We start from the raw sequence: 21,233 nt of genomic DNA, 5'->3' as shown, positions 1-21,233 counted from the left end.
CGTAGTTGATTCGGGCACCCTGCAACAACCTGTTGTCGATTTATGTTCGAATTTGCCTAAAAGGCGCGCGATTTATACCATACCCAGCGCACAACAACAACGTGGAGATGCGATTCAGGGCCAGTTCAGCCCGTCACGCAAAAACCACACAAACACAATAATTAGCATCTCTTTCAAGAGGATAGAGAATGAGCGTCAAAATAAAGACCCAGGAAGAGATCGAAAAGATGCGTATCGCTGGCCGACTTGCGGCTGAGGTACTGGAGATGATTGAACCCCATATTCAGCCCGGCATCACCACTGACGAGATCGACAGAATCTGTCATGAACACATCGTTAACGTGCAACAGGCGATCCCCGCACCACTCAACTACCACGGATTTCCCAAATCGATCTGCACCTCAGTCAATCATCAGGTCTGTCACGGCATTCCAAGTAACAAACGACTGAAAAAAGGCGACATCGTCAATGTAGACATCACCGTCATCAAAGAGGGTTACCACGGCGATACCAGCAAGATGTTCTTCATCGGCAAACCGAGCATCATCGCCGAGCGTCTGAGTCGTGTCTCTCATGAGTGCCTGATGCTCGGTATCGAGATGGTCAAACCGGGCGCACGCCTTGGCGATATCGGTCACGCGATTCAGAAGCATGCCGAGGCGAGTAAATACACTATTGTACGTGAGTACTGTGGTCACGGTATCGGTGAAGAGTTTCACGAAGATCCACAGGTTCTTCACTATGGAGAGCCCAACACCGGCCTGTTTCTAGAACCTGGAATGATCTTCACCATTGAGCCGATGGTCAATTCTGGTAAGCGTGACATTAAAGTACTACCCGACAAGTGGACCGTCGTCACCAAGGATCGCAGCCTCTCTGCACAGTGGGAGCACACCATTCTCGTTACTGCCGATGGTCATGAGGTGTTGACCCGCCGCAGTGACGAACAGTTCTAAGCTGGTTACTTAACCTTCATGGACAATCTCTCAAGGGACCGTCGTAGCTGCGACGATGCAGAGTTATTTGATGCGGAGTCGTTTGACCGCGAGATAGTGACAACGACCTCCCCTCTTCCACTCTTTAGAAACGCGCTACAGCAAGGCAACACGGTACTGCACGAGCGCTTCCTTGCGGGCTGTGCAGTAACGACGTTGGTCAACCAACGCGCCAAGCTGATCGACGCGCTACTGAGTCGCGCCTGGCTGCACGTCATCGGCGAGAACATGAGTGAACTCGCCCTGATAGCCGTTGGCGGATATGGCCGCGGCGAACTCCACCCCGGTTCAGATATCGACATCATGTTGCTATTTGGCAAGGTTGAACCCGAGGCCTACCAGCCGCAGATCGAAGCACTGCTAATGTTGCTCTGGGACATCGGCCTGGAGGTGGGACAGAGTGTTCGCACGCTGGAAGATTGTGAACGTGAGGCAGAGGCCGATATCACTGTCGCGACAAATCTGATGGAAGCGCGACAGATCTGCGGTCCAGAAGCACTGTTCAGTGAGATGCGCACCCGTGTTGGACCCGATCGACTCTGGCCTGGACGCAGCTTCTTCGAAGCGAAGTGGCGTGAGCAGCAGCAGCGTCACCACAAGTTCAACGACACCGCCTACAACCTGGAACCCAACATCAAAGAGGGACCCGGTGGACTGCGTGATATTCAGATGATCGGCTGGGTCGCCAAACGCCACTACAGTGTCGACACACTGGGCGAGCTGGTCGATCACGGTTTCCTGACCCAAGATGAGTATCGTGATCTGGCTGAGGGACAGGCCTTCCTCTGGAAGATAAGATTCGGTCTTCACGATCTAACAGGACGACGTGAGGATCGGCTCCTGTTTGATCATCAGCGCACTCTGGCCCAGATGTTCGGTTACCGTGACGAGGATGGAAAGCTGGCGGTCGAGCACTTCATGAAGGTCTACTACCGCACGGTGATGGAGCTGGAACGGCTAAACGAGATGCTACTGCAGCTGTTCCAGGAGCAGATACTGCTCGCCGATGACTCTGCTGAACCGCTACCGATCAACAAACGTTTTCAGAGTCGCAAGGGCTTCATTGAGGTCACCCATGAGCGTACCTTCGAGACCTATCCCTTTGCCCTGCTGGAGATCTTTCTGATTCTGGCCCAGCATCCCGACACCGGTTTCTGGTATGAAGATGGAAAACTCACCCATGAGCAACACGATGATGATCAGGATGCACTGAAACTTCGCGGTGTCAGTGCGGCAACCATCCGTCTGATACGTCACAACCGGTACCGCATCGATGAAAACTTCCGCCACGACCTGCGATGTCGATCACTTTTTATGGAGCTTCTACGACAGCCACAGGGGGTGACCCATGAACTGCATCGGATGAATCGCTACGGCATTCTAGCCGAATATATCCCCGCCTTTGGTCAGATCGTCGGCCAGATGCAGCACGATCTGTTCCACGTCTACACCGTCGATGAACACATCCTGTTTGTAATTCGAAACCTGCGTCGTTTTACCGTACCCAAATTTGAACCGGAGTTCCCACTCTGCAGCAAGATCATCAACCACCTGCCCAAGAGTGAACTGCTCTATATCGCAGGACTCTTTCACGATATTGCCAAAGGACGTGGTGGCGATCACTCAAAACTGGGCGCGGTTGATGTGGAGCAGTTCTGCCAACAGCACGACATCAGTGAATACGATACCCGTCTGGTCAGCTGGCTAGTGCGCAGTCACCTGATTATGTCGACGACGGCACAACGACAGGATATCAGCGATCCCGAGGTCATCAATGACTTCGCCGCCCTGGTTGGTAATACCAACAGACTCGATTACCTCTACCTGCTCACCGTTGCCGATATCCGCGCCACCAGTCCATCGGTCTGGAACTCCTGGAAAGACTCACTGCTGGCCGAGCTCTACCACAGTACGCGACACGCGCTACGCCGTGGACTTGGGAATCCGATCGAACAACGGGAGGTAATTGATGAGACCAAGGATGAGGCACGTACCATACTGAGTAATAACGGCTTGACAGAGTCTGCAATCAACACCATCTGGGATCGTGTCGGCGATGACTACTTTCTGCGCTACACCGCACATGAGATCGCCTGGCATACAGAAGCCATCTCCCAGCATCAACGGGTCGACACACCTCTCATCCTGATTCAGCAAGAGGTTGAACGTGGTGGCACCGAAATATTCATCTATATGCCGATCATGGCGCATCAGTTCACCAGCACCACTGCAACGCTCGATCAACTTGGTCTCAACATTCTCGACGCACGCATCATCTCAACCAGCGACGACTACACGCTCGATACCTATATGGTACTGGAGCAGGATGGACAACCGATCAGCAGCAGTCAGCGAATCCACGAGATAGAAGATGCACTCAACCTATACCTGATCCATCCTGAGCAGCAGCCTGGTAGGGTCTATCGTCAAGTAACACGACAGCAGAAGCAGTTCGATATCCCGATTCAGATACGTTTCTATCCCGATCAATATCAACCACGCACGATCATGGAAGTCGTGGCCTCTGATCGTCCCGGTATGCTCTCGCAAATCGCACGCGCCCTTGCCAACTGTAATGTCCAGTTACAGAACGCACGAATCACAACACTGGGTGAGAGGGTTGAAGATATCTTCTATATTACTGATGCTGAGAACGGCGCCATTGAGGATGAGTCACAGACAGCACGGCTCAGAGAGACCGTGATTGATCTGATAGAGAACCACTAAGCTGGCATCAAATCCCTGGTAACGATGCTAAAACAGCGCCTGAAGATCTTTAAGTTCATAGAGACCGACAAAGAACGACATCAGCACCAGAAAGAGTAGCATCGATGTACCCCAGGCGAGTCGTGATTCAAAATCCATGTAGCGTTGTTGCCAGTATCCCTTTCGACTCTTGAGACTGGTCTTCTGCCGAGTCCAGGTCTGTTTATAGAGATGGTGCAGCATGAAGATTTTAACCAACGAACCATAGATCTGATTGAAATAGACCAGAAATGGCCAGCTGATTGAGAACTGCTTGTGGAATACCGCCAGCGCCTTGGCCATGATATAGCGGGTAAATAGTATCCAGAGGGTGAAAGCGAGTAGCAGCTCGGGACCGAACTTCAAGCTACCCAGAATTGCCGCCGTAAAACCGAAGAGCGAAGTCCACATACTCAACATCTGGTCACGTAGCGCCCACCAGGTGTAGGTGCCAGTCGTCTTCCTCGGAATCATCCGTGCGCGTGCATTGGTACGCAACATGTTGCCAAACCACCGTCGCATCAACACATTGGCACCGGTGAAGAACTCCTTATTAGGTGGCTCCTCAACCGTCAGGATTAATGCATCGGGTACATAGCCCATGTCCCAGCCATCTTTGAGCACGTGATACCAGGTCGACTTATCATCACCCGTCAAAAAGCGGAACCGGCCTAGACGCCAATGGTCAATCGCATCGAACTCAACGCGACTAATAAATTCAGGATCACCCACAATATTTCCACGGAACATCGACATGCGACCGGTCAGTGTTAGCACATGGCGCGATAGTGCCATTGAGGCCATATAGACATTGCGCTGCGCAAAACGCAGGTTGTACCAGCGACGGTAGATCCCCGTCACCCTCCCCTCACCGATCAGGGTGCACTCCTCATCGGTGGTCACAGCGCCAAGTCTTGGGTTGATCTTGAACATGCGAAAACAGGCCGAGGCACAGCCGGGACTGAGTATGGTATCGCCATCGATCACCGAGACCACTGAGTCCTCAAGATGGACAGGCGTGGAAGAGACTGCCCGGAATCCGGCAGCGAGTGCATCACGCTTACCTGTTCCGGGAATGCGAACCAATTTGAGATCGACATTCTCGGGTGGATTGAGGCTCTGGAAGATCTGTTTAACCAGTCGCTCCTCACTCATCTCCACAATTGAAGCAATGACCGTTGAGGGCACACCACAACGAATCGCCTCTTTGACCGTTTCACGATAGACATCCACCGAAGTATCGGTATCGATACGGAAGGTCGTCACCAGAAAGAAGGCGTGGATTGGATCGCCCTCTGTGCCGAGCGCATCGGCCTTTTTTCGCATGCGCGGAAAGACAACCTTCAAATAGATGAGGGCACGGAAGAAGTGTTGAATCGCCCAGCTATAGCGCCAAACCGCAACCACACCGATGATAAAGATGAATTGCCGCGCATCGGGATCGAAATAGATACTGGGCAGCGCCATCGCCATAACCACCATCACCAGGATATAGATGAGCTGACCCACTACTTACTACTCCACTTGCTCATATCACAGCTTGGATTAATCTTGTCACGTACCTGACTGCCACGACGCACCACTTTTGTCTTTGCAGAGTGGTGAATCTTATTTCCGCAGAGTGCAAGCTGCGGTGAACGCATTATCTTTATCGCACCGGCGCGGTTATTCTCAATATGGTTCTTCTCCACCCGGTTATAGACACCCTGATCTGCTGTATCTCCGCCCATGCGTACCGCTACACCTGCACCATTGATAATGGTGTTGTAACGAACGGTATTGTAGTTACCACGGAGTGAAACGCCCCCTGAATCGGGGTCGTTTGCCTGATCACAAAGATTGTATTCAATTCGGTTTCTCACCGAGCCCTCTTTGATATCAACACACTCACTCCCCCCGACCACAATGATATTGTGGTGTATCCAGTTGGAGTTGGAGTGATCTGCATAGTTTTTTAACTGCTCCGGTGCGGTACCAATATAGATTGCCTCACCATTTTTTTTACCACGACCAAATCGAAAATCACGCAACCCACAGTTTTCGATCGTTGAATAGGCCAACTCAGTGCCAACCGCATTACCCTTGATGCGTAGACACTCGCCATAAGCGTTCTTTAACCTTAGTCCCCGCATCACAACCTGTTTGATGCCATGCTTGTGACCGTCGATATAGATAAGCTTGTCACGACAGGCCTCGATACCCTCACCTTCACTATGATGACCATCAATAGTCAGGCCGTTGAGTTCAATATAGCTGTGGTTAATCTCAAAAACGCGATTGCGGCTTCCTCCGTGTAATACCGCATCAGGATAGGCCTGGATGCTAATCGGTCGACGCGGTTCACCCGAGCGAACACTCTGCAACGACTCATAATAGTGACCACTACCAATCACCACCGTATCACCCGGATGTGATAGTTGTAGCGCTCGTTGAATTGATGACAGCGCTTCAGCGGCTGACTTCCCACTACCGCCGGGCTTGGCCTGTGGCGAGACAAAGTAGTGCTGTGCCGAAGCAACGCCACTAAGCAGCAGTAGCGGAATCATTAACCAACGTTGCAAACGCACGTTCATCAACCTACCAGCAGATTCCGTTGTAGCGTTCGTTACTGCACTGCCCCGAGATGCGTACCAGATCAACCACCGGTTTCTCAGCCACCTTGTCACAGATTTGAGTGAACTCTTCATCACCATTTCCAACAACGATCACATCAGCCTCAGAGAGCACCGTATCGATGTCGTTATAGATCCGATCCGAGACATGGGAGATACGGTTATCGAGATTCTTATCCTTTGCGTCACGGTTGATACTGTTATAGACATTTCGGTCGTAGATAAAGAGTTCATAGCCCTTGCCGAGTAGTCGCTCCGCCAAAATCAGTTGAGGACTCTCACGCACGTCGTCGGTATCGGGTTTAAAGCTAAGACCAAGTAGTCCTACCCGTTTTTTTCCCGTGTCTCGAATCATGCCAATGGCACGATCTATCTGATAGAGGTTGCTCTTCATGATGTTAGAGATCATCGGTGAACGCAGGTCTAGCTTGTCCGACTGGTAGGCGAGCGCACGCACATCCTTAGGCAGACAGGAACCGCCAAAGGCGAAACCGGGTTTCAGGTAATAGGTGGAGAGGTTGAGCTTCTGATCCTGACAGAAGATATCCATGACTGCATGACCATCAACGCCCGACTCCTTGGCGATGTTACCGATCTCATTGGCGAAGGTCACCTTCAGTGCGTGCCAGACATTATCGGCATACTTAACCATCTCTGCGGTAGAAATGGAGGTACGAATCAATGGAGCATCGAGCTCTTTATAGATCGATTCAAGCATTGCACCTGCCCTCTCACAGCTCTCACCGATAACCGTCTTGGGCGGATTGAAATAGTCAAAAATCGCCGTACCCTCACGCAGAAACTCAGGATTCGAAGCGTACATGAAACCTGTATCGAGCCCCTTGCCAGAGGTTTCAGTAATGATAGGAACCACTGTATCCCGTGCTGTTCCCGGCAGGACGGTACTCCTCATTACCACCAGATGATCTCCCTGCTTCTCTCGTAGTGAGATTCCTAGCTGGTTGGCGACATTTCGCACGAACTTAAGATCGAGTTCACCACTTGGCTGACTCGGCGTACCTACGCAGATAAAGCTCGCCTCGGACTCCATCACCGCAGCGTGGTGATCGCTGGTCGCCTTGAGTTTCCCTGCGTCGACCACCTCTTTCATCAACGCATCTAGCCCCGGTTCAAACAGCGGTGCACGACCCGAGTTGATAAGATCAATCTTATTCTGGTCTACATCAACTCCGATTATTTCGTGTCCCATCTTCGCCAGACAGGCACTACAGACTGCACCGACATAGCCCAAGCCAAAAATACTGATCTTCATCTACTCATTCCTTCAATCACAATTTTCTTGCAAAAATAATCGGACAGCTACTCGGACAACACGCCGGTCACCTTAAATATTTCACTCTTTAACTCGAGCGAGCGTAGATTGGCCCGTCGGATATCGGCCGCACGATTGATTCGATCCATCAATGACAATGCCAGCTTCAATGCACCCGAGCTATTGCTGCGCGCTGCGGTCAGCACAAAGGCCAATCCCTCGGCTTGGTTACGCTTTGCTGAGATTCCGTTGAACAGCCGTTCGCCGTAGCGGCTCATGGCCCTGCCGTGCCCTGCAAGGGCGGCCTCATGATAGAGGCGCATCACATAACGACGATCCTGCCCCTTTTGAGAATCGAGCAGTTCGGCCAGGGCATATTTGGCATCGAGATAGCCGAGCTGTGCGGCACGCTCATACCACTTGATCGCCAGTGCCAGCCAATCTGTCGAGAGCTGGGTTTTATGAATGGAGTAGAGCTCACCCAGTTCATAGGCGGCCTTGATCGTACCGGTTACTGCAAAACGTTCAAAGATCTGTCGTGCATACCGAAGATCTCGGGGCACTCCCTTACCGACGGCATGAAGTCGTGCCATCTGCAGATTGCCGAGATCGTAGCCTTGATCAATCGACTTGCGATAGAGACGCACCGCCTTGTCGATATCCAGCGTTTCAAAGCGCCCATACTCAACCAGTTTTCCGAGTCTGAAGGTCGCCGCCCCCAGGCCACGTTCAGAGAGTATTCGGTAGCTTGCAATGGCACGGTCGACATTCTGCTCAACACCAATCCCCTCCAGTTGCAAATCGGCATAGCGCAGCTGAGCCGGTGGATAACCGGCCACTGCCGATCGCTCATAGAGCGCCACGATCTCGGGTGTCACAGCGTTATCACCGAGACGGAACTCGAGCATACGCGCCAGCTTGTAGGTAGCCGCGTGATCACCCGCCTTAGAGAGATCGACAAAGATCACCCTGGCGGCCTCAAAGTCCCTGACTGCCTCATCCCCCTGAGCATAGAGATCGGCCAGCTTGAGACGTGCGTTACCGTCATGACCCTCGACAGCTGCGAGATAGTGATCACGCGCCTTGATATGGTTGCGCGGCAGATAATTGCCGTCTCGGTAGTAGTCACCGAGACGAACCATCGCAGGGGTATATTGCTCCTCGACCAGCGCCTCAAGAAGCGCTACCGCACGCGACTTATCAAGATCGACACCCAGACCTTCCCAGTAGAGTCCGGCCAGTCGCAGCCTTGCACCCTGATGTCCGGCCTCTCCAGCGCGCTGATACCAACTCACGGCCTCTAGCGGAAAGTGATCAAAGTCGGCCATCAGTTCGATCATTTGGGCCGCACCGTAGGCGGCACTGACATCACCCCGTAGTGCATATTTATGGTAGATCAGTCGGGCTGCACGAATATCACGTGTCACCCCAAGGCCATACCCCATCATTCTCGCCATGCGCAGCTCAGCACGTTCAAAACCCTGGTCATAGGAGAGCTGATAGAGCTCGTGGGCGTAGGCATAATCGAGTGGCTTCTCCTCGCCATCGCGGTAGAGATCCCCGAGCTTCGCGGTAGCCGGACCATAACCGCCGATCGACATCTCTTGATAGGTGTTGATCGCCTTATCGATATCACGCTCAACACCGATACCATGAAAGTAGAGATCGGCCATACGCAGTCGGGCCGCCTCATAGCCACCACTGGCCGCCTGCCGATAGAGCTCGACTGAACGGGCCGAAGGGCCGGATTCACCAGAGAGTTGCTCCTCCAATGCGGCCAGCCGATAAGCGGCACTCATATTGCCAAGATCGATCTGCTGCTGTAACAGCTCACGAGCTCGGTCGTAATCGACAGCCACGCCACGTCCCTCGATATAGAGGGTAGCCAAGCGGTTCGCGGCACTCCGATGCCCGAGTGCAAGGGCACGCTGATAGTAGTCGTATGCCTTGGCATAGTTCTGTTGCAGCGCGATACCCTCGTCATAGAGCAGCGCCAGCTTGTACTGGGCACGTGGATTATCGGCATTGGCATGGCGGGACAGGATTTCTACACCGCGCGACGTATCACGTGGCAGGTATTGCCCTTCGATGTAGAGCTCGGCCAGTACAATCTCGGCAGGTACGCTACCCGCCGTCGCAGCCTGTTTCAGTGCATCGATCGCCGTGGCACGTTCGACATCGCTCTTTGCATAACGCAGCAGAAACTGCCCCATGCCGTAGAGCGCACCGGTATGACCCAGTTCAATCGCACGCTGGTAGTGCGTAAGCGCCTCTTGTTGACGATCGGTACCAAGATGGCCTGCCGCATAGAGCTTGGCCAGTTGGTACTCCGCTTCAGGGAAATCCTTCCTGGCCAGCACCTCCCAGTTATCGAAGGCGGTCTCGTAGTCGCATTCCAGATTGGCCCTCTGTGCCACCTGCAGGTCGGCACAGCTTGTGAGCAACAGGATCGAAATCAATAAAGTTAATAGATGACGCATCACTACCACCGCACCTTCAACTCAAGACGCGCACTATAGGCAGTATCATCGGCGGCAACCCCATCAAAGGCATCTCCACCCTGGAACACTCCCAATACACCTTCGAGGCGTATATCCCGATGCAGATCACCACCCAGAGTAAGGTCGAGCCCGTAACCAATATCGGTAGAGAGACCGTTGGGACGTAACCGCGTCCTTCCTGCCTGTAACCAGCTGTCTGCCTCCATCTGCTGGTAGTGGTAGTACGCACCCTCCAGCCAGACCGATTCGTTCAACGGCAGACCCGCAAACACAGAGACGATCTGCAGATTGCCAAGTGCAGGGTCGAGCGTATCACCGTAGTAGCGCAGCCGCGTATCACCTACCCGACGGTCTTTGTTTGAAGCGATATGTGGCTGTAGATAACCGCTATAGTCACCACTAAGCGTCGGATCGCCCTGCCCCAACGCATACCTCACTCCAATGGCATGACCTTGTTCAGAGAGACGGGTAATCAGACCCAGATCGAGACCAAATCCTCCTGAGATCGACTGATCAACCCAACTCACCAGATGGGTAACAGGATCTTCAATACGTAGATTGCGATCACCCTGAACGGTCGCCAGGTCGAGCCAGTAATTGAACCGACGTCCAGTGTTGTAACGCTTCTCACCTTCAAATGAGATGACCAGCCAATTCAACTCTGAGTTCTCGCTCAGCGCATTCGATTCATAGAGCTCATCGAAGGTAAAACGCTCGGGAGCCTCATAGGATTCGTGAATAAGTTGCAGACGCATAAAGTGGCGATGGTGCCACTGATATTCGATTGCGCCGAACAGATAGTAGCTATCACTATCATCATTCCGGCTATTGTCATCTTCATCGAAGATATCGTCGAGGCGTGGATTCCAAACCCATCTGGCAGCACCCAGACCGATATCGAGCAGGGTTGAGTCGTAGTAACCCTTGATCAGATCGATATCGTCATCAAATAACCAGGAGCGCTGATCACGCAGCCGGGTACGTCCAATATCTGCCGCCAGAAAGGGTGACTCAAAAAGGTTCTCACCACGAAGATAGAGGCGTTTAATCTCTGCAGAGAGACCACAATCGATCTCATTGGAACCAAACAGTTCGCGACAGGAGAAGATGGCGCGCAGATCGGCATCGAGCAGCCAATCCTCCCACATCAAACGGTTATACCGAATCCCCAGCCTGACCAGTCCCTCGCTCGCTTCGTAGCGTTCATCGCCAAGCGGAGCCATATCGGAAAAACCACTGAGTTTAAAATCACTATAGAAGTGGTGACTGGAGAGTTCGCGTGGTTCAGCAGCCACAGCGGTCGCAGCGAGGATTAGAACAACCGCGTATCGACGCAGGATTTTAATCATCTCTCCACCCCGGCCCATCTTGATAGCTGGGTATAGCTCACCCTGGCGCCTGGATCACGATGACGGTTAACCTTACCCAGCACCTGCTCCAGTCGCTCCTTGTGTCTCTGCATATCTTCTGCACGTGTGGCGATCAGATAACGGTCGGACGTCCTCTCTCGCATCGCCTTTCGGTCAAGATAGGCACGACGCTCTCCCGTCGCCTCTCGTCCCTCAAGCAGCTCACGCTGGCGACGCGCTTCGCGCTTGACCTTTAAACGATTAATAGCCTTCTGTTCGCTCAGGTACTCCTTCAGTTTGTCTGGTCCATAGGCCTGAAACCGATCAATCTCTGGTTTAAAAAGCCGCAGTACAGCGCGATAACTGCGTAGTTTTTCTGGCTCATTGCTCTGTGCCGCAGGTCTCTGCTCAGATGAACACTCATCACCCACACACAAATCAGCCGCTACCAACTCTGCCCTGGCACGATTCACTGCAGAGACCAGTTGATTCTTGCTCACGCCAGTAATCAGCGGTAACCACTTGAGTTCAATGGCAGCCTTGGCATCGCCGTGAAGCGCTGCCAGAGCAAGTTTTGTTAGAGGCCCAACAACACGCTCTCCTCGATAGCCATGCTCTCGAAGCTTCAGATGTGCAAGCAGGCGCAACGATGAGCTATGACCCGATTCAGCCGATTGTGATAGTGCATCTGTAATTCGTTTTATTGACTGTTTATTGGCGACACTCAACTCTCTGAGCTGAAGTACCGAGAGTTCATAGCTCGCTGCAACTACACCCTCTTGAGCAAGCTGCTCGAGTATTTCGCGTTTATAGCGATTAATGTCCCCCTGACGACTGGGTTTAACGGCACCCCCTGCCCGTTTTTGTCGATGTAACTTTGACTGTCCACCGAATTGTTGACCACTACAGAGGCGCTTTGGATCACCACAGAAGGAGACACCACCTTGAAGATTACCGAGCAGTAGCTGATCAGCCACACCCTGAACATCATCTGAGAAGAGAGATGAACCAGAGGAACTAAAATCGTTACCGAACAGCTGTAGATAGGCACTCGATTTAATAGCAACAGCCCCCGATAGATTTTCAGAAAGGGTGTTTCTATTAAGTCTCAGACCACTCGCCATGTGGTAGGGATCACGTTCAAAGTCACGCGTCTCCAGCTTATCGATATTGACGACTGCTGTTTCAACACCAAAATGGCCATTGCGGAAGAACCTGTTGTTATCAGCCGTTACCGAGAGACTATTGCGTACAAACAGTCCGTTATTGGCATTGGAAAAGAGTGTATTGCCACTGATGCGATTGTTATCGCTCTCAAAGATTGCCACTCCATCACCATGATTGGCAAAAACCACATTGTCACGAATCAGGGTTCTCTCAATATTTCGATCCAGCATGATGCCGGAACCGTGGTTACCGAAGGAGATATTCTCACTGATCAATGCATCCTTGATCTCACGTGAAAGGATTATGCCGTGTGCGTGTTTGGCATCGAAGGTGATGTTGCGCGCAACAATCAGCCGCTTGGTAAAATCGTGCGGATCTACGTTATAGATAAGGTTGTCGTGAAAAATATTTCCTATCAAGACTACACGATCGGCATCGTTGGTATAGAAACCGAAAAAACAGTTCACTATCCGGTTTCCGACAAAGATACCGTGTGGTTTTGGGAGATATTTGATCGCGCCTGAGAGCGAAGAGACGGTCCAGAGTGACTTGATCTGCGGCGCTGTTAGCGACAGACCAAAACTGGCCCGACCGTTATAACCAAGTCCATTAATGGTTGAGTTTGCAAAGTAACTGCCTGATCCTTCCATGCCCTGAATATAGGGGCGTGCGTCACGCTTGGCGTAATGCAGTAGCTCTGCCTTTGGCAAAACGGGTCGTGGTCCGTAGTCGCCACGACTTTCATCCCAGCTGGTAATGGTCGCATCGACCACATAGAGATCGCCGTTATAGGCAAGCACAGCGGTGTCGGGTACAGATAGACGCAGTGTCACTCCCTGTACCACCAGCTTGGCAGTGGGTGCCACGTAGATCGGGCGGTAACTGATGTAGGTCTTAGCATCGACCTGTCGAATCAGGCGATCATCGTTGACCAGCCGCACCACATCGGCAAGATCATAGACACCATTGGCAAGCATGATCGCCTTTACAGCCCCCCGTTTTCCCTGATGCTGTCGTGTTGTCTGTAACTCAAAATAATTTTCGACAGGAAAAGTATAGAGCTGATCGAGACGAATAAGCGACACATCACTGCCGTGTCGACGCTGAGGTAGCCTCTCGCGAACCGACTCAACGGTATAACGATCCAGCTCACTCGCACCTGTCTGGTTGAGGGGAAGCTCAACAGCAAATAAAGCTTGGCTACAGAACAACAACGACCAGAGCAGTTGCCCCAAGTGCTGCATCGACAGACGCATCATCCGTTCCAGTCCGATCAGTAGAGTGAATCGAGATCGAGAGTGGAGATTTTCACCGTTGCCACTGAATCAAGCATTTCAGCAGGGATTGGGCGACTCGGTTCAATGACGACGGTTGCATACTCACTCGCCTGGCCGCGGTTTCGACTGAGCGGTGCAGACTGCAGATATTCAGAGCGGGTATGGGCCCTGACCTCAATCACCTTACCGGTGAGCAGTTCGCCGTTAACCAATCGCACCTCGGCGTCATCACCAACCTTGAGTCGATCGACAAACTCAAAGGCAACCTGCGCTTCAATACGCATGGAGGCACTCTTATCTGTCAAGGTAAAGAGCGGTTCACCCTTGGCAACAAAAACGTCATCTCTTACGTGTACATCATGAAGCAGACAGTCACAGGGGCCTTCAATCGTAGCTGCGCCACCATTGACCAGTTTTACGATACCCAGCATCTGCCCTGAGTTGATCTCCTCGCTTCCGGCCTTAAGTGATTGATGGAAAAAACCATCATCTGGTGCCCTGAGGACGACAATCGATCCCTGCACCTTGGCCGCCAGTGACTCAATGACAAACAGACGGTTGTAAGCAGTGAAGCCGATAAACCAGAGCAGTGCGGCAAAGATGGAGAAGAGAACGAGACGGCCGACAAAACGTTTCACACCCTGTACAAAACGGGTAAAGCCACCAACATTCTCCTCAAGTTTCTTATCAAGATCCTTTTTGATGAAGCTGTCACGGCCAACAACGTGCAGTAGATCACCCGCATTGACCAACTCTCCCGAGAGGAACGCGTTAATAACATAGTGAATAAGCGAAAGGTTCTGTTTGGAGAGGTTAACGAAACGACAGCCAAAATCACACGATTCAGCATCATATCGAATCACCTCCATCTCAAGTTCAACAATCAGCTGAAAACCATCAAAGGCAAAGAGCAGCTGACCATCATGGTGTTTCCTTGCGCCTATCTCCTGCGGAATTTTGATCGCAGAAAGACCGGAGACAGACCACTCCTCTATCTCATAGGGATTGCCGCCCATGATCAGTTTGGCAGGAATTCTGAAACGGGCATGCTGACGAGAGTATTCAGCCTCGTGCACAATTTGTGTGGTCATTACACCTTTCTCTCTTTCACAATATTCATGGGGTTAAATCCAGGCTCAGATGAGGTGGTTTAAGGTGTGTGAATAGTATATGGGTCACACATATAGAACAACAATCTAGCTAACTATTCTGCCCCATATGGGACTCTATATGCGTTAGACTGCAGCTAGGCTGAAAGCCCTATCGTTAATATCGAGCAAGCAGGCTCAAATAGCGACTCGAACGACTTCTTAGTGAGAGAGAAAAACAGTGAAAATCACCCTAACAACCACACTCAGCACATCTCAAAGTTAGACTATGACTCACATCATTCCAGTCGTCCTTTCTGGCGGATCCGGTAGTCGGCTCTGGCCTCTATCCAGAGCACTCCACCCAAAGCAGTTTCTTCCCCTCACCGATGAGGAGTTGACGATGTTGCAGCAGACCATCGCACGGGTTCGCGGGATCGAGACCGAATCGCTTATGGTGGTCTGTAATGAACACCACCGCTTTCTGGTTGCTGAGCAGCTACTCAAGTCTGGCATTGAGAACAGCTCAATTATCCTGGAACCTGAGGGACGCAATACTGCACCAGCGATCTGCATCGCAGCACTAGAGGTCATAGAGAAACATGGCGATGGGCTGATGCTTGTACTGCCTGCTGACCACAAGATCAATGATGTTGATGCTTTTGAAGCGGCGGTAAGACACAGCGCAGCACTTGCAGACTCGGGAAACCTGGTCACATTTGGCATTAAACCGACAAATCCCAATACCGGTTACGGATATATCCTGGCTGGTGAGCAGATCGATGAGAGTGCCTTACATGTCGATCGATTCGTCGAGAAGCCCAACCAGAAAGATGCGCAGCGATATCTCGATGAAGGCACCTACTACTGGAATAGCGGCATGTTCATGTTGCGAGCAAGCGACTATCTCAATGAGCTCGCTCAGCATCAACCAGCCATTCTTGACGCTTGCAGGCAGTCGTACCAGCAGAGAACTATTGATAGCGACTTTGTTCGCATAGAGGCCTCCCATTTCGTAACCTCCCCCGCCATTTCAATCGACTACGCCGTGATGGAGAAGACCGCACATGCAGCAATGGTTCCCTTCTCTGCAGGATGGAGTGATGTCGGATCCTGGAGTTCACTCTGGGAGGTTGGCGAAAAAGACATGAAAGGCAACGTCATACGCGGTGATGTTCACACCTCAGACGTCAACAATTCACTTATTTATGCCGAAAATCGCATGGTGGCTGCACTCGGTGTAAGCAATCATGTTGTGGTTGAGACAGCAGATGCGGTTCTGATTGCCGACATGAATTCGACTCAGGATATCAAACAGGTTGTTGAGACTCTCAACAGCAACCAACGCGAAGAGGCGCTACTCCATCTTAAGGTTGCCAGACCCTGGGGCTCATACGCTTGCATCGACGAGGAGCCGCGGTTCAAGGTCAAGCGAATCATCGTCAAACCACACGCCTCACTCTCCCTGCAGCTCCACCATCAGCGTGCTGAACATTGGGTTGTAGTCAAAGGGAGTGCTCTGGTAACACGCGGCGATGAGAACTTTGTGCTCAATGAGAATGAGTCGACCTATATACCGGTTGAAACCAGACACCGCCTAGAGAACCCTAACGACACACCACTTGAGATTATCGAGGTTCAATCAGGCAACTATCTAGGCGAGGATGATATCGTCCGATTCGATGATCACTACGGTCGACATAATGGTAACTAGCAACAGCCGATCTATGTAATCGTCACCGTAATAGTTAGCCTATCAACTCAACACCATTACCATCAGGATCTCTGCAGAATATTGCTAAACGACCTGACTGGCTGCTCGTATAGCTGATGCCAGCCTGTTCGAGACGTCGTTTGACAGCGTCCAAATCGGTGACAGCCATTGCCAAGTGGCGATCTCTTCCCACGTGGTCAGGCCGCGCAACACCTGAATCTGGGCTGGGCAGCTCTAACAGATGAATCTGTTGCTCTCCCAGCTGTAACCATGCACCAGGAAAGCTAAGCTCGGGACGATAACAGGACTCAATTTCCAGCAAGCCCGTGTAGAAGGCAAGTGCCCGCTCTGTATCTTCAACAATAAGACTGACGTGATGTAACGAAACCATGCCACTCACACCCACCTCCTAATAGATCAACTCAATGCCCAAGCTGTCGGGAAATATAACGAAATGTTCTCGAACCAATCTTAACCAGCACATCGAATGGATTATTTGCATGTAGCACACCACTCAGGTGTCTGGGAAAACCCACAATCAGTGCGATAGCACCTCGATGCTCATGCAGTCTTGCATAGGGCCCCCAGAATTTGGCTAATGGGAATAGCAACGGCCAATCGAGACGCATGCACCGTTCAAAACGCTCCAACCTACTGATGTGTTGAAGTGAGAGCTGCTCGATCACATTATCAGGCACCACCACCTCATGATGTTTGATCAGATAACGTAAACCTGCCAGGAGTATTTTTCCCATCCGTATTCGACTCGCAATCAGGACCACTCGCTGCCAGTCTATGTTCTTTTCACTCCTCATCAACAACACCGCATCGGCTATCCATCGGATAGAGCCATCGCGATTAGGTCGCAGGCCGTGAACAATCGTGTGAACGAGATGTCCCGCCCCATCAAGTGTCTGTGCAGCAAATGTGGCGTGTTTTACCGACTGACTTGCTTGCCAAAAGAGTTCATTACAGCGATCACTCAGGCACTCAGGAACGACAGAGAAGTGTAGATCGATCTCAACACCATCTTGACTCCTCAACGCTACCGCATGATTTAAACAGCTATTTTCAGCATCTCTTTGATCAATCGCCTGCCAACCCAGCTGGGTCAGCACCTCAATAGCTTCATACGTGTATTTTCGAGGCACCATAAGATCTAGATCCAGCATTGGACGAAGCCCGGGATCACGGTAGTAAAGTAACGTCAGAGGCACACCCTTTAGCAGTAGCGTGGGAATATTGCGTTGCTTCAACGCCTCTAGAACTGTTGCCAGACGGGCAAATATCAGCTGATTGTGATACCAGGTACGCCTGAATGTACCTTTCATTCGCCCAAGATCAACATCCGCTATACCGAGATTCTCCAGTCGATGGTAGAGCAGAGGAATCAACCTGTTACTACTATGATCCAGATGATCAAGATCGATAATGTCGTACCACGACTTCCATGCGGAAATAGCTGCGTCATCACGATTCAGTGATGCTTCCAGCATCAAAGATTGCACAGGTGTCGGCCAGACAGAGAGAGTTGATAGCGCCACCTCTAAACAACGCCTCTAGACGCACCATCTTTCAGCAATACGGCCTCACCCACACACTCACTTAGCCCATAAAAGTGACTACTGCGAAGAATAGAGGGTGAATATTCAAGGGTACGAAGGGTGTCTATTAAATGTTCAATGGATTTCATAGCAAGACATTTTGTAGGCTCATTCTGAATTAACAACCGTTGATTGCCGAGCAGCGTACTATCAATTTCAAGTGTCTGATAGTGACCACATGAGATCTTCTCACTTCTATTGCGGACTCATACCGTTATTTTCAGCCTCGCACTCTCCTGAAATAGTTAGCATATAGTTACCAACCACTCCGCTCTTATTGTTCAATCACGACTCTTTCAGATCTGATTTGCGCCTACGATCAAGCATTGTCTTGAGCAGATGGGTTAAGTCATCTCTCTGCGCGCGTTGCAGCACACTGGTATTACTCCCATGCACTCGTCGTTCTGCAACCACATGATCAAGAAGGTGAATTTTCAGCCCGGCATCTTTGGCACGCCCATACCAGTCTATAAACTCACCAAGAGAAACATCTTCAGAGAATTTACCGATACGCTCAATCACCCTCGCTCGGATTAAGAGAGTACTGGCGTAATAACCCGGCATCGCATCGGTCCGCACTTCAAGCTGTGAGGCCTCACTTCCTGCATGTGGACACAGGAACTCCACCACATGACCAAACACCATATCAATACCGAGATTCTGATTTAAACAATCGACCTGCAGTGCCAACTTATCTTCATGCCAACGATCATCGGCATCGAGAAGTGTCACCAGCTCACCACAGACGTGATCAAGCCCTAGATTGCGTGCAGCGCCAATACCTCTATTCTCCTGACGAAATAGCTTTATGTCATTGCCAAAGCGACTGGCAACTGCCGCCGTCTCATCCTCAGAGCCATCATCAACCACGATAATTTCAGTCGCTGGATAGCTCTGCGCCAAGACACTCTCAATCGCCTCAGCAATGAACGTAGCGGCATTGTAGGCGGGGATAACCACACTGACACTACTCACGAATCTTCCTCCTACCTTTCATTATCTTGACCATCTGCAGCCATATCCTCCTACTGGGATCGACGTCGGTTGAGTGACTGTTTTATAACCTGCATGAATCCCGGTTGAGTGGCCTGGGTATCATTCGTGACAGTGTCGGCGTGACGTCGATAATAGAGAGAGACTTCCTCAAGGCTCAAGCTGCAACAATCTTTTTATCACTGATACGTTGTGTGTCCGGTCCTGACTCAGTTCGAGCCGGTAGCAGGGAGTAGAGGTGACTATGTTCGATAAGATTGAAAGCTTTGTCTGCTCAGAACCATTTAGTTGCTGCAAAACACTTGGCAACAGCGCCTTCAGTGCCTCTCCAGAACCGATCAGATTCAGTACGGGTTCAGGGCTATCACAGATTTTAGGCACAATCACCGCTCGTATCGGCGCCTTGTTGAGCATCTTTTCAACAGGATTGAGTATTACCACCTTATCCTCATCCTCTTTAGGCGCGATGTGTTGATAACTCACTAGTTGCGGAAACTGTAGTGATAGCTGTTCAGGTTCGACTTTTCCTGAGCAGTAGAGCGTCCCAACCTCTGCTCCCGTCTCCCCTGCTCCAACCATCACATAGTCATCTCCGATATACCCCAGCCCCGCCGACAGTGCACCCAATGCCAGTGATGACTTACCGGCACCTCCCGGCCCAACGACAAGCGCTGCCCCTGTAGAATTTCCAAACGCAGCACCATGACAGAGCACCCGCTGCTGCGGTGTAAACCACCAATCGAGAATTCGTAACATCGGCGCAGCAGTAACCCAGTAGGGCACTTCATCAGCAGAAGGGAACCAGATAGCCGCAAGTCGCTTTGACGGATCGAGCAGATGAACACAGCTGGAGTAACGATCGAAGAGCGCGACGGCTCCATTAGCAGAAATGCGGACCGGTTCACTTCGTTCCCAACAGGCCGCCACCTGCCACTCGGTAGGAGTCAACTCCAAAGGGGTCGGACTCCCCTCCCAGGCGATGATCGTCAATTCAGAGTCATGGTGAGGAGTTGACTTCAGGTGTTCAATCGCTGGTGTCAACTTTTTCGCAAGCCGCTCCGTGCAACTCAAACGAACTCTTTTACCACCACTTTGAAAGTCAAACCGTTCAGTTGCCGACTCGACTAACTGATGTTGCGCGTGCGAGAGAAGCGTCGAGATGACTTCGTAGGTCCCGCTAATCTCACTCTGATGTGACACAGAATCTAACAACGGAATCAATTCAATTTATTATCGCTACGAGGCCATCCCATCTCATCGACATCATGTATTGGATCGAGCATCAGCAGTTCTGACATATCCTCAAACTTCTCTCTTACCGGTGGGACAAAGGCTCCATCAGAGCTAGCCGCCGAAAAACTCTCAGAACCTCCCTGATTCTCGCTCTCTGCTGAATGGAGAAGGCCATCTTCAACGAGAGACTCTACGAACGCTGGAATTGTGCTCTCTATCTGTTCTCTCTGCTCAGGGTATTGATCAATGTATTCAGAGATGATGTGGGTAACCGATTTACCGTTCAAGAGTGCCTGCCAGATCAGGGCCGCTGTCTCACGCAAACTGAAATAGGCACCATTAAGAAAGTCCACTACGATCACTTCACCATCAATTAGCTGATGTGCTACCTGTGTGGCGTCAACGGTATAACACTGTCCCATCATGCCTCTCTCTGCTCCAAATTCACCAATGCAATAGATACAAATACACGAAACGCTGTGCACTCAATAAGCGCTTAGCATACCTGCACTTTACGCCGACTATAACCACACATTAACAGCGATTATTTACATGGGATTTTTTTCACAAATAAAGAACAGTAATCGGGGAGTCGCTATTTTTGCGGAAGCTTGTTTTGGGCATCCAAGCCCAAGCAAGCGGCAAATACTTAACGCGACCGTTTATGCCTGCGGCGCCCCGA

Annotated in this window: 15 protein-coding genes; 3 read left to right on the top strand and 12 right to left on the bottom strand. The window is 51.2% G+C overall.

Annotation, left to right across the window (positions count from 1 at the left end; genetic code table 11):
- Positions 1–188 precede the first annotated feature (188 nt).
- Both map and glnD read left to right on the top strand, forming a co-directional pair.
- Positions 189–956: a type I methionyl aminopeptidase gene (gene map, locus BOW52_RS04725; protein ID WP_078482940.1), complete on the top strand. Its 768-nt coding sequence runs from the start codon at positions 189–191 to the stop codon at positions 954–956.
- A gap of 18 nt (positions 957–974) precedes the next feature.
- On the top strand, positions 975–3,722 hold the full coding sequence (glnD, locus tag BOW52_RS04720) for a [protein-PII] uridylyltransferase (RefSeq protein WP_078482939.1): 2,748 nt from the start codon (positions 975–977) through the stop codon (positions 3,720–3,722).
- 27 nt (positions 3,723–3,749) lie between these two features.
- Here glnD and BOW52_RS04715 read toward each other — a convergent pair whose 3' ends face one another.
- The 7 genes from BOW52_RS04715 to BOW52_RS04685 all read right to left on the bottom strand — a co-directional run bounded on the left by BOW52_RS04715 (position 3,750) and on the right by BOW52_RS04685 (position 15,010).
- On the bottom strand, positions 3,750–5,249 hold the full coding sequence (locus tag BOW52_RS04715) for a glycosyltransferase (protein ID WP_135622041.1): 1,500 nt from the start codon (positions 5,247–5,249) through the stop codon (positions 3,750–3,752).
- Positions 5,249–6,313 carry a right-handed parallel beta-helix repeat-containing protein gene (locus BOW52_RS04710; RefSeq protein ID WP_172840163.1) on the bottom strand — a complete coding sequence of 355 codons (1,065 nt, stop codon included), beginning with the start codon at positions 6,311–6,313 and terminating at the stop codon, positions 5,249–5,251. The genes BOW52_RS04715 and BOW52_RS04710 overlap by 1 nt, the downstream gene beginning before the upstream one ends.
- Before the next feature lie 4 nt (positions 6,314–6,317).
- Complete coding sequence (locus BOW52_RS04705) at positions 6,318–7,625, bottom strand: nucleotide sugar dehydrogenase (RefSeq protein WP_078482937.1); 1,308 nt, start codon at positions 7,623–7,625, stop codon at positions 6,318–6,320.
- 47 nt (positions 7,626–7,672) lie between these two features.
- Positions 7,673–10,105, bottom strand: coding sequence for a tetratricopeptide repeat protein (locus BOW52_RS04700; protein ID WP_078482936.1), 2,433 nt, complete (start codon positions 10,103–10,105; stop codon positions 7,673–7,675).
- 2 nt (positions 10,106–10,107) lie between these two features.
- On the bottom strand, positions 10,108–11,475 hold the full coding sequence (locus BOW52_RS04695; RefSeq protein ID WP_172840161.1) for an alginate export family protein: 1,368 nt from the start codon (positions 11,473–11,475) through the stop codon (positions 10,108–10,110).
- Positions 11,472–13,853 carry a right-handed parallel beta-helix repeat-containing protein gene (locus BOW52_RS04690; protein WP_172840159.1) on the bottom strand — a complete coding sequence of 794 codons (2,382 nt, stop codon included), beginning with the start codon at positions 13,851–13,853 and terminating at the stop codon, positions 11,472–11,474. The genes BOW52_RS04695 and BOW52_RS04690 overlap by 4 nt, the downstream gene beginning before the upstream one ends.
- Before the next feature lie 62 nt (positions 13,854–13,915).
- Positions 13,916–15,010 carry an alginate biosynthesis protein Alg44 gene (locus tag BOW52_RS04685; protein ID WP_078482933.1) on the bottom strand — a complete coding sequence of 365 codons (1,095 nt, stop codon included), beginning with the start codon at positions 15,008–15,010 and terminating at the stop codon, positions 13,916–13,918.
- Positions 15,011–15,296: 286 nt separating this feature from the next.
- Here BOW52_RS04685 and BOW52_RS04680 point away from each other — a divergent pair, with 286 nt between their 5' ends.
- On the top strand, positions 15,297–16,721 hold the full coding sequence (locus tag BOW52_RS04680; RefSeq protein WP_078482932.1) for a mannose-1-phosphate guanylyltransferase/mannose-6-phosphate isomerase: 1,425 nt from the start codon (positions 15,297–15,299) through the stop codon (positions 16,719–16,721).
- Positions 16,722–16,755: 34 nt separating this feature from the next.
- On the opposite strand, the gene BOW52_RS04675 is transcribed toward BOW52_RS04680, so the two are convergent.
- The 5 genes from BOW52_RS04675 to BOW52_RS04655 all read right to left on the bottom strand — a co-directional run bounded on the left by BOW52_RS04675 (position 16,756) and on the right by BOW52_RS04655 (position 20,976).
- A complete protein-coding gene (locus tag BOW52_RS04675) occupies positions 16,756–17,112 on the bottom strand; it encodes a VOC family protein (protein ID WP_172840168.1) in 357 nt (118 codons plus the stop codon).
- A 31-nt stretch (positions 17,113–17,143) separates the two neighbouring features.
- A complete protein-coding gene (locus BOW52_RS04670) occupies positions 17,144–18,265 on the bottom strand; it encodes a nucleotidyltransferase domain-containing protein (RefSeq protein WP_135622039.1) in 1,122 nt (373 codons plus the stop codon).
- A gap of 345 nt (positions 18,266–18,610) precedes the next feature.
- Positions 18,611–19,300, bottom strand: a complete 690-nt coding sequence (locus BOW52_RS04665) for a glycosyltransferase family 2 protein (RefSeq protein WP_078482930.1) — start codon at positions 19,298–19,300, stop codon at positions 18,611–18,613.
- Positions 19,301–19,468: 168 nt separating this feature from the next.
- Positions 19,469–20,359 (bottom strand): phosphoenolpyruvate carboxykinase (ATP), encoded by an 891-nt coding sequence (locus tag BOW52_RS04660; protein WP_135622037.1) that lies wholly within the window; start codon positions 20,357–20,359, stop codon positions 19,469–19,471.
- 176 nt (positions 20,360–20,535) lie between these two features.
- Complete coding sequence (locus tag BOW52_RS04655) at positions 20,536–20,976, bottom strand: PqqD family protein (RefSeq protein WP_078482928.1); 441 nt, start codon at positions 20,974–20,976, stop codon at positions 20,536–20,538.
- Positions 20,977–21,233: the final 257 nt, after the last annotated feature.

The organism is Solemya pervernicosa gill symbiont, from assembly GCF_002020875.1.
Lineage (GTDB): Bacteria > Pseudomonadota > Gammaproteobacteria.
This window is presented reverse-complemented; position numbering and strand designations above follow the sequence as displayed.

What these genes read in the sequence shown, in the direction of transcription:
- map (WP_078482940.1), top strand. Translation starts at nt 189, where the DNA reads ATGAGCGTCAAAATAAAGACCCAGGAAGAGATCGAAAAGATGCGTATC.
- glnD (WP_078482939.1), top strand. Translation starts at nt 975, where the DNA reads ATGGACAATCTCTCAAGGGACCGTCGTAGCTGCGACGATGCAGAGTTA.
- BOW52_RS04710 (WP_172840163.1), bottom strand. Translation starts at nt 6,313, where the DNA reads ATGAACGTGCGTTTGCAACGTTGGTTAATGATTCCGCTACTGCTGCTT.
- BOW52_RS04705 (WP_078482937.1), bottom strand. Translation starts at nt 7,625, where the DNA reads ATGAAGATCAGTATTTTTGGCTTGGGCTATGTCGGTGCAGTCTGTAGT.
- BOW52_RS04700 (WP_078482936.1), bottom strand. Translation starts at nt 10,105, where the DNA reads ATGCGTCATCTATTAACTTTATTGATTTCGATCCTGTTGCTCACAAGC.
- BOW52_RS04695 (WP_172840161.1), bottom strand. Translation starts at nt 11,475, where the DNA reads ATGATTAAAATCCTGCGTCGATACGCGGTTGTTCTAATCCTCGCTGCG.
- BOW52_RS04685 (WP_078482933.1), bottom strand. Translation starts at nt 15,010, where the DNA reads ATGACCACACAAATTGTGCACGAGGCTGAATACTCTCGTCAGCATGCC.
- BOW52_RS04680 (WP_078482932.1), top strand. Translation starts at nt 15,297, where the DNA reads ATGACTCACATCATTCCAGTCGTCCTTTCTGGCGGATCCGGTAGTCGG.
- BOW52_RS04675 (WP_172840168.1), bottom strand. Translation starts at nt 17,112, where the DNA reads ATGGTTTCGTTACATCACGTCAGTCTTATTGTTGAAGATACAGAGCGG.
- BOW52_RS04655 (WP_078482928.1), bottom strand. Translation starts at nt 20,976, where the DNA reads ATGATGGGACAGTGTTATACCGTTGACGCCACACAGGTAGCACATCAG.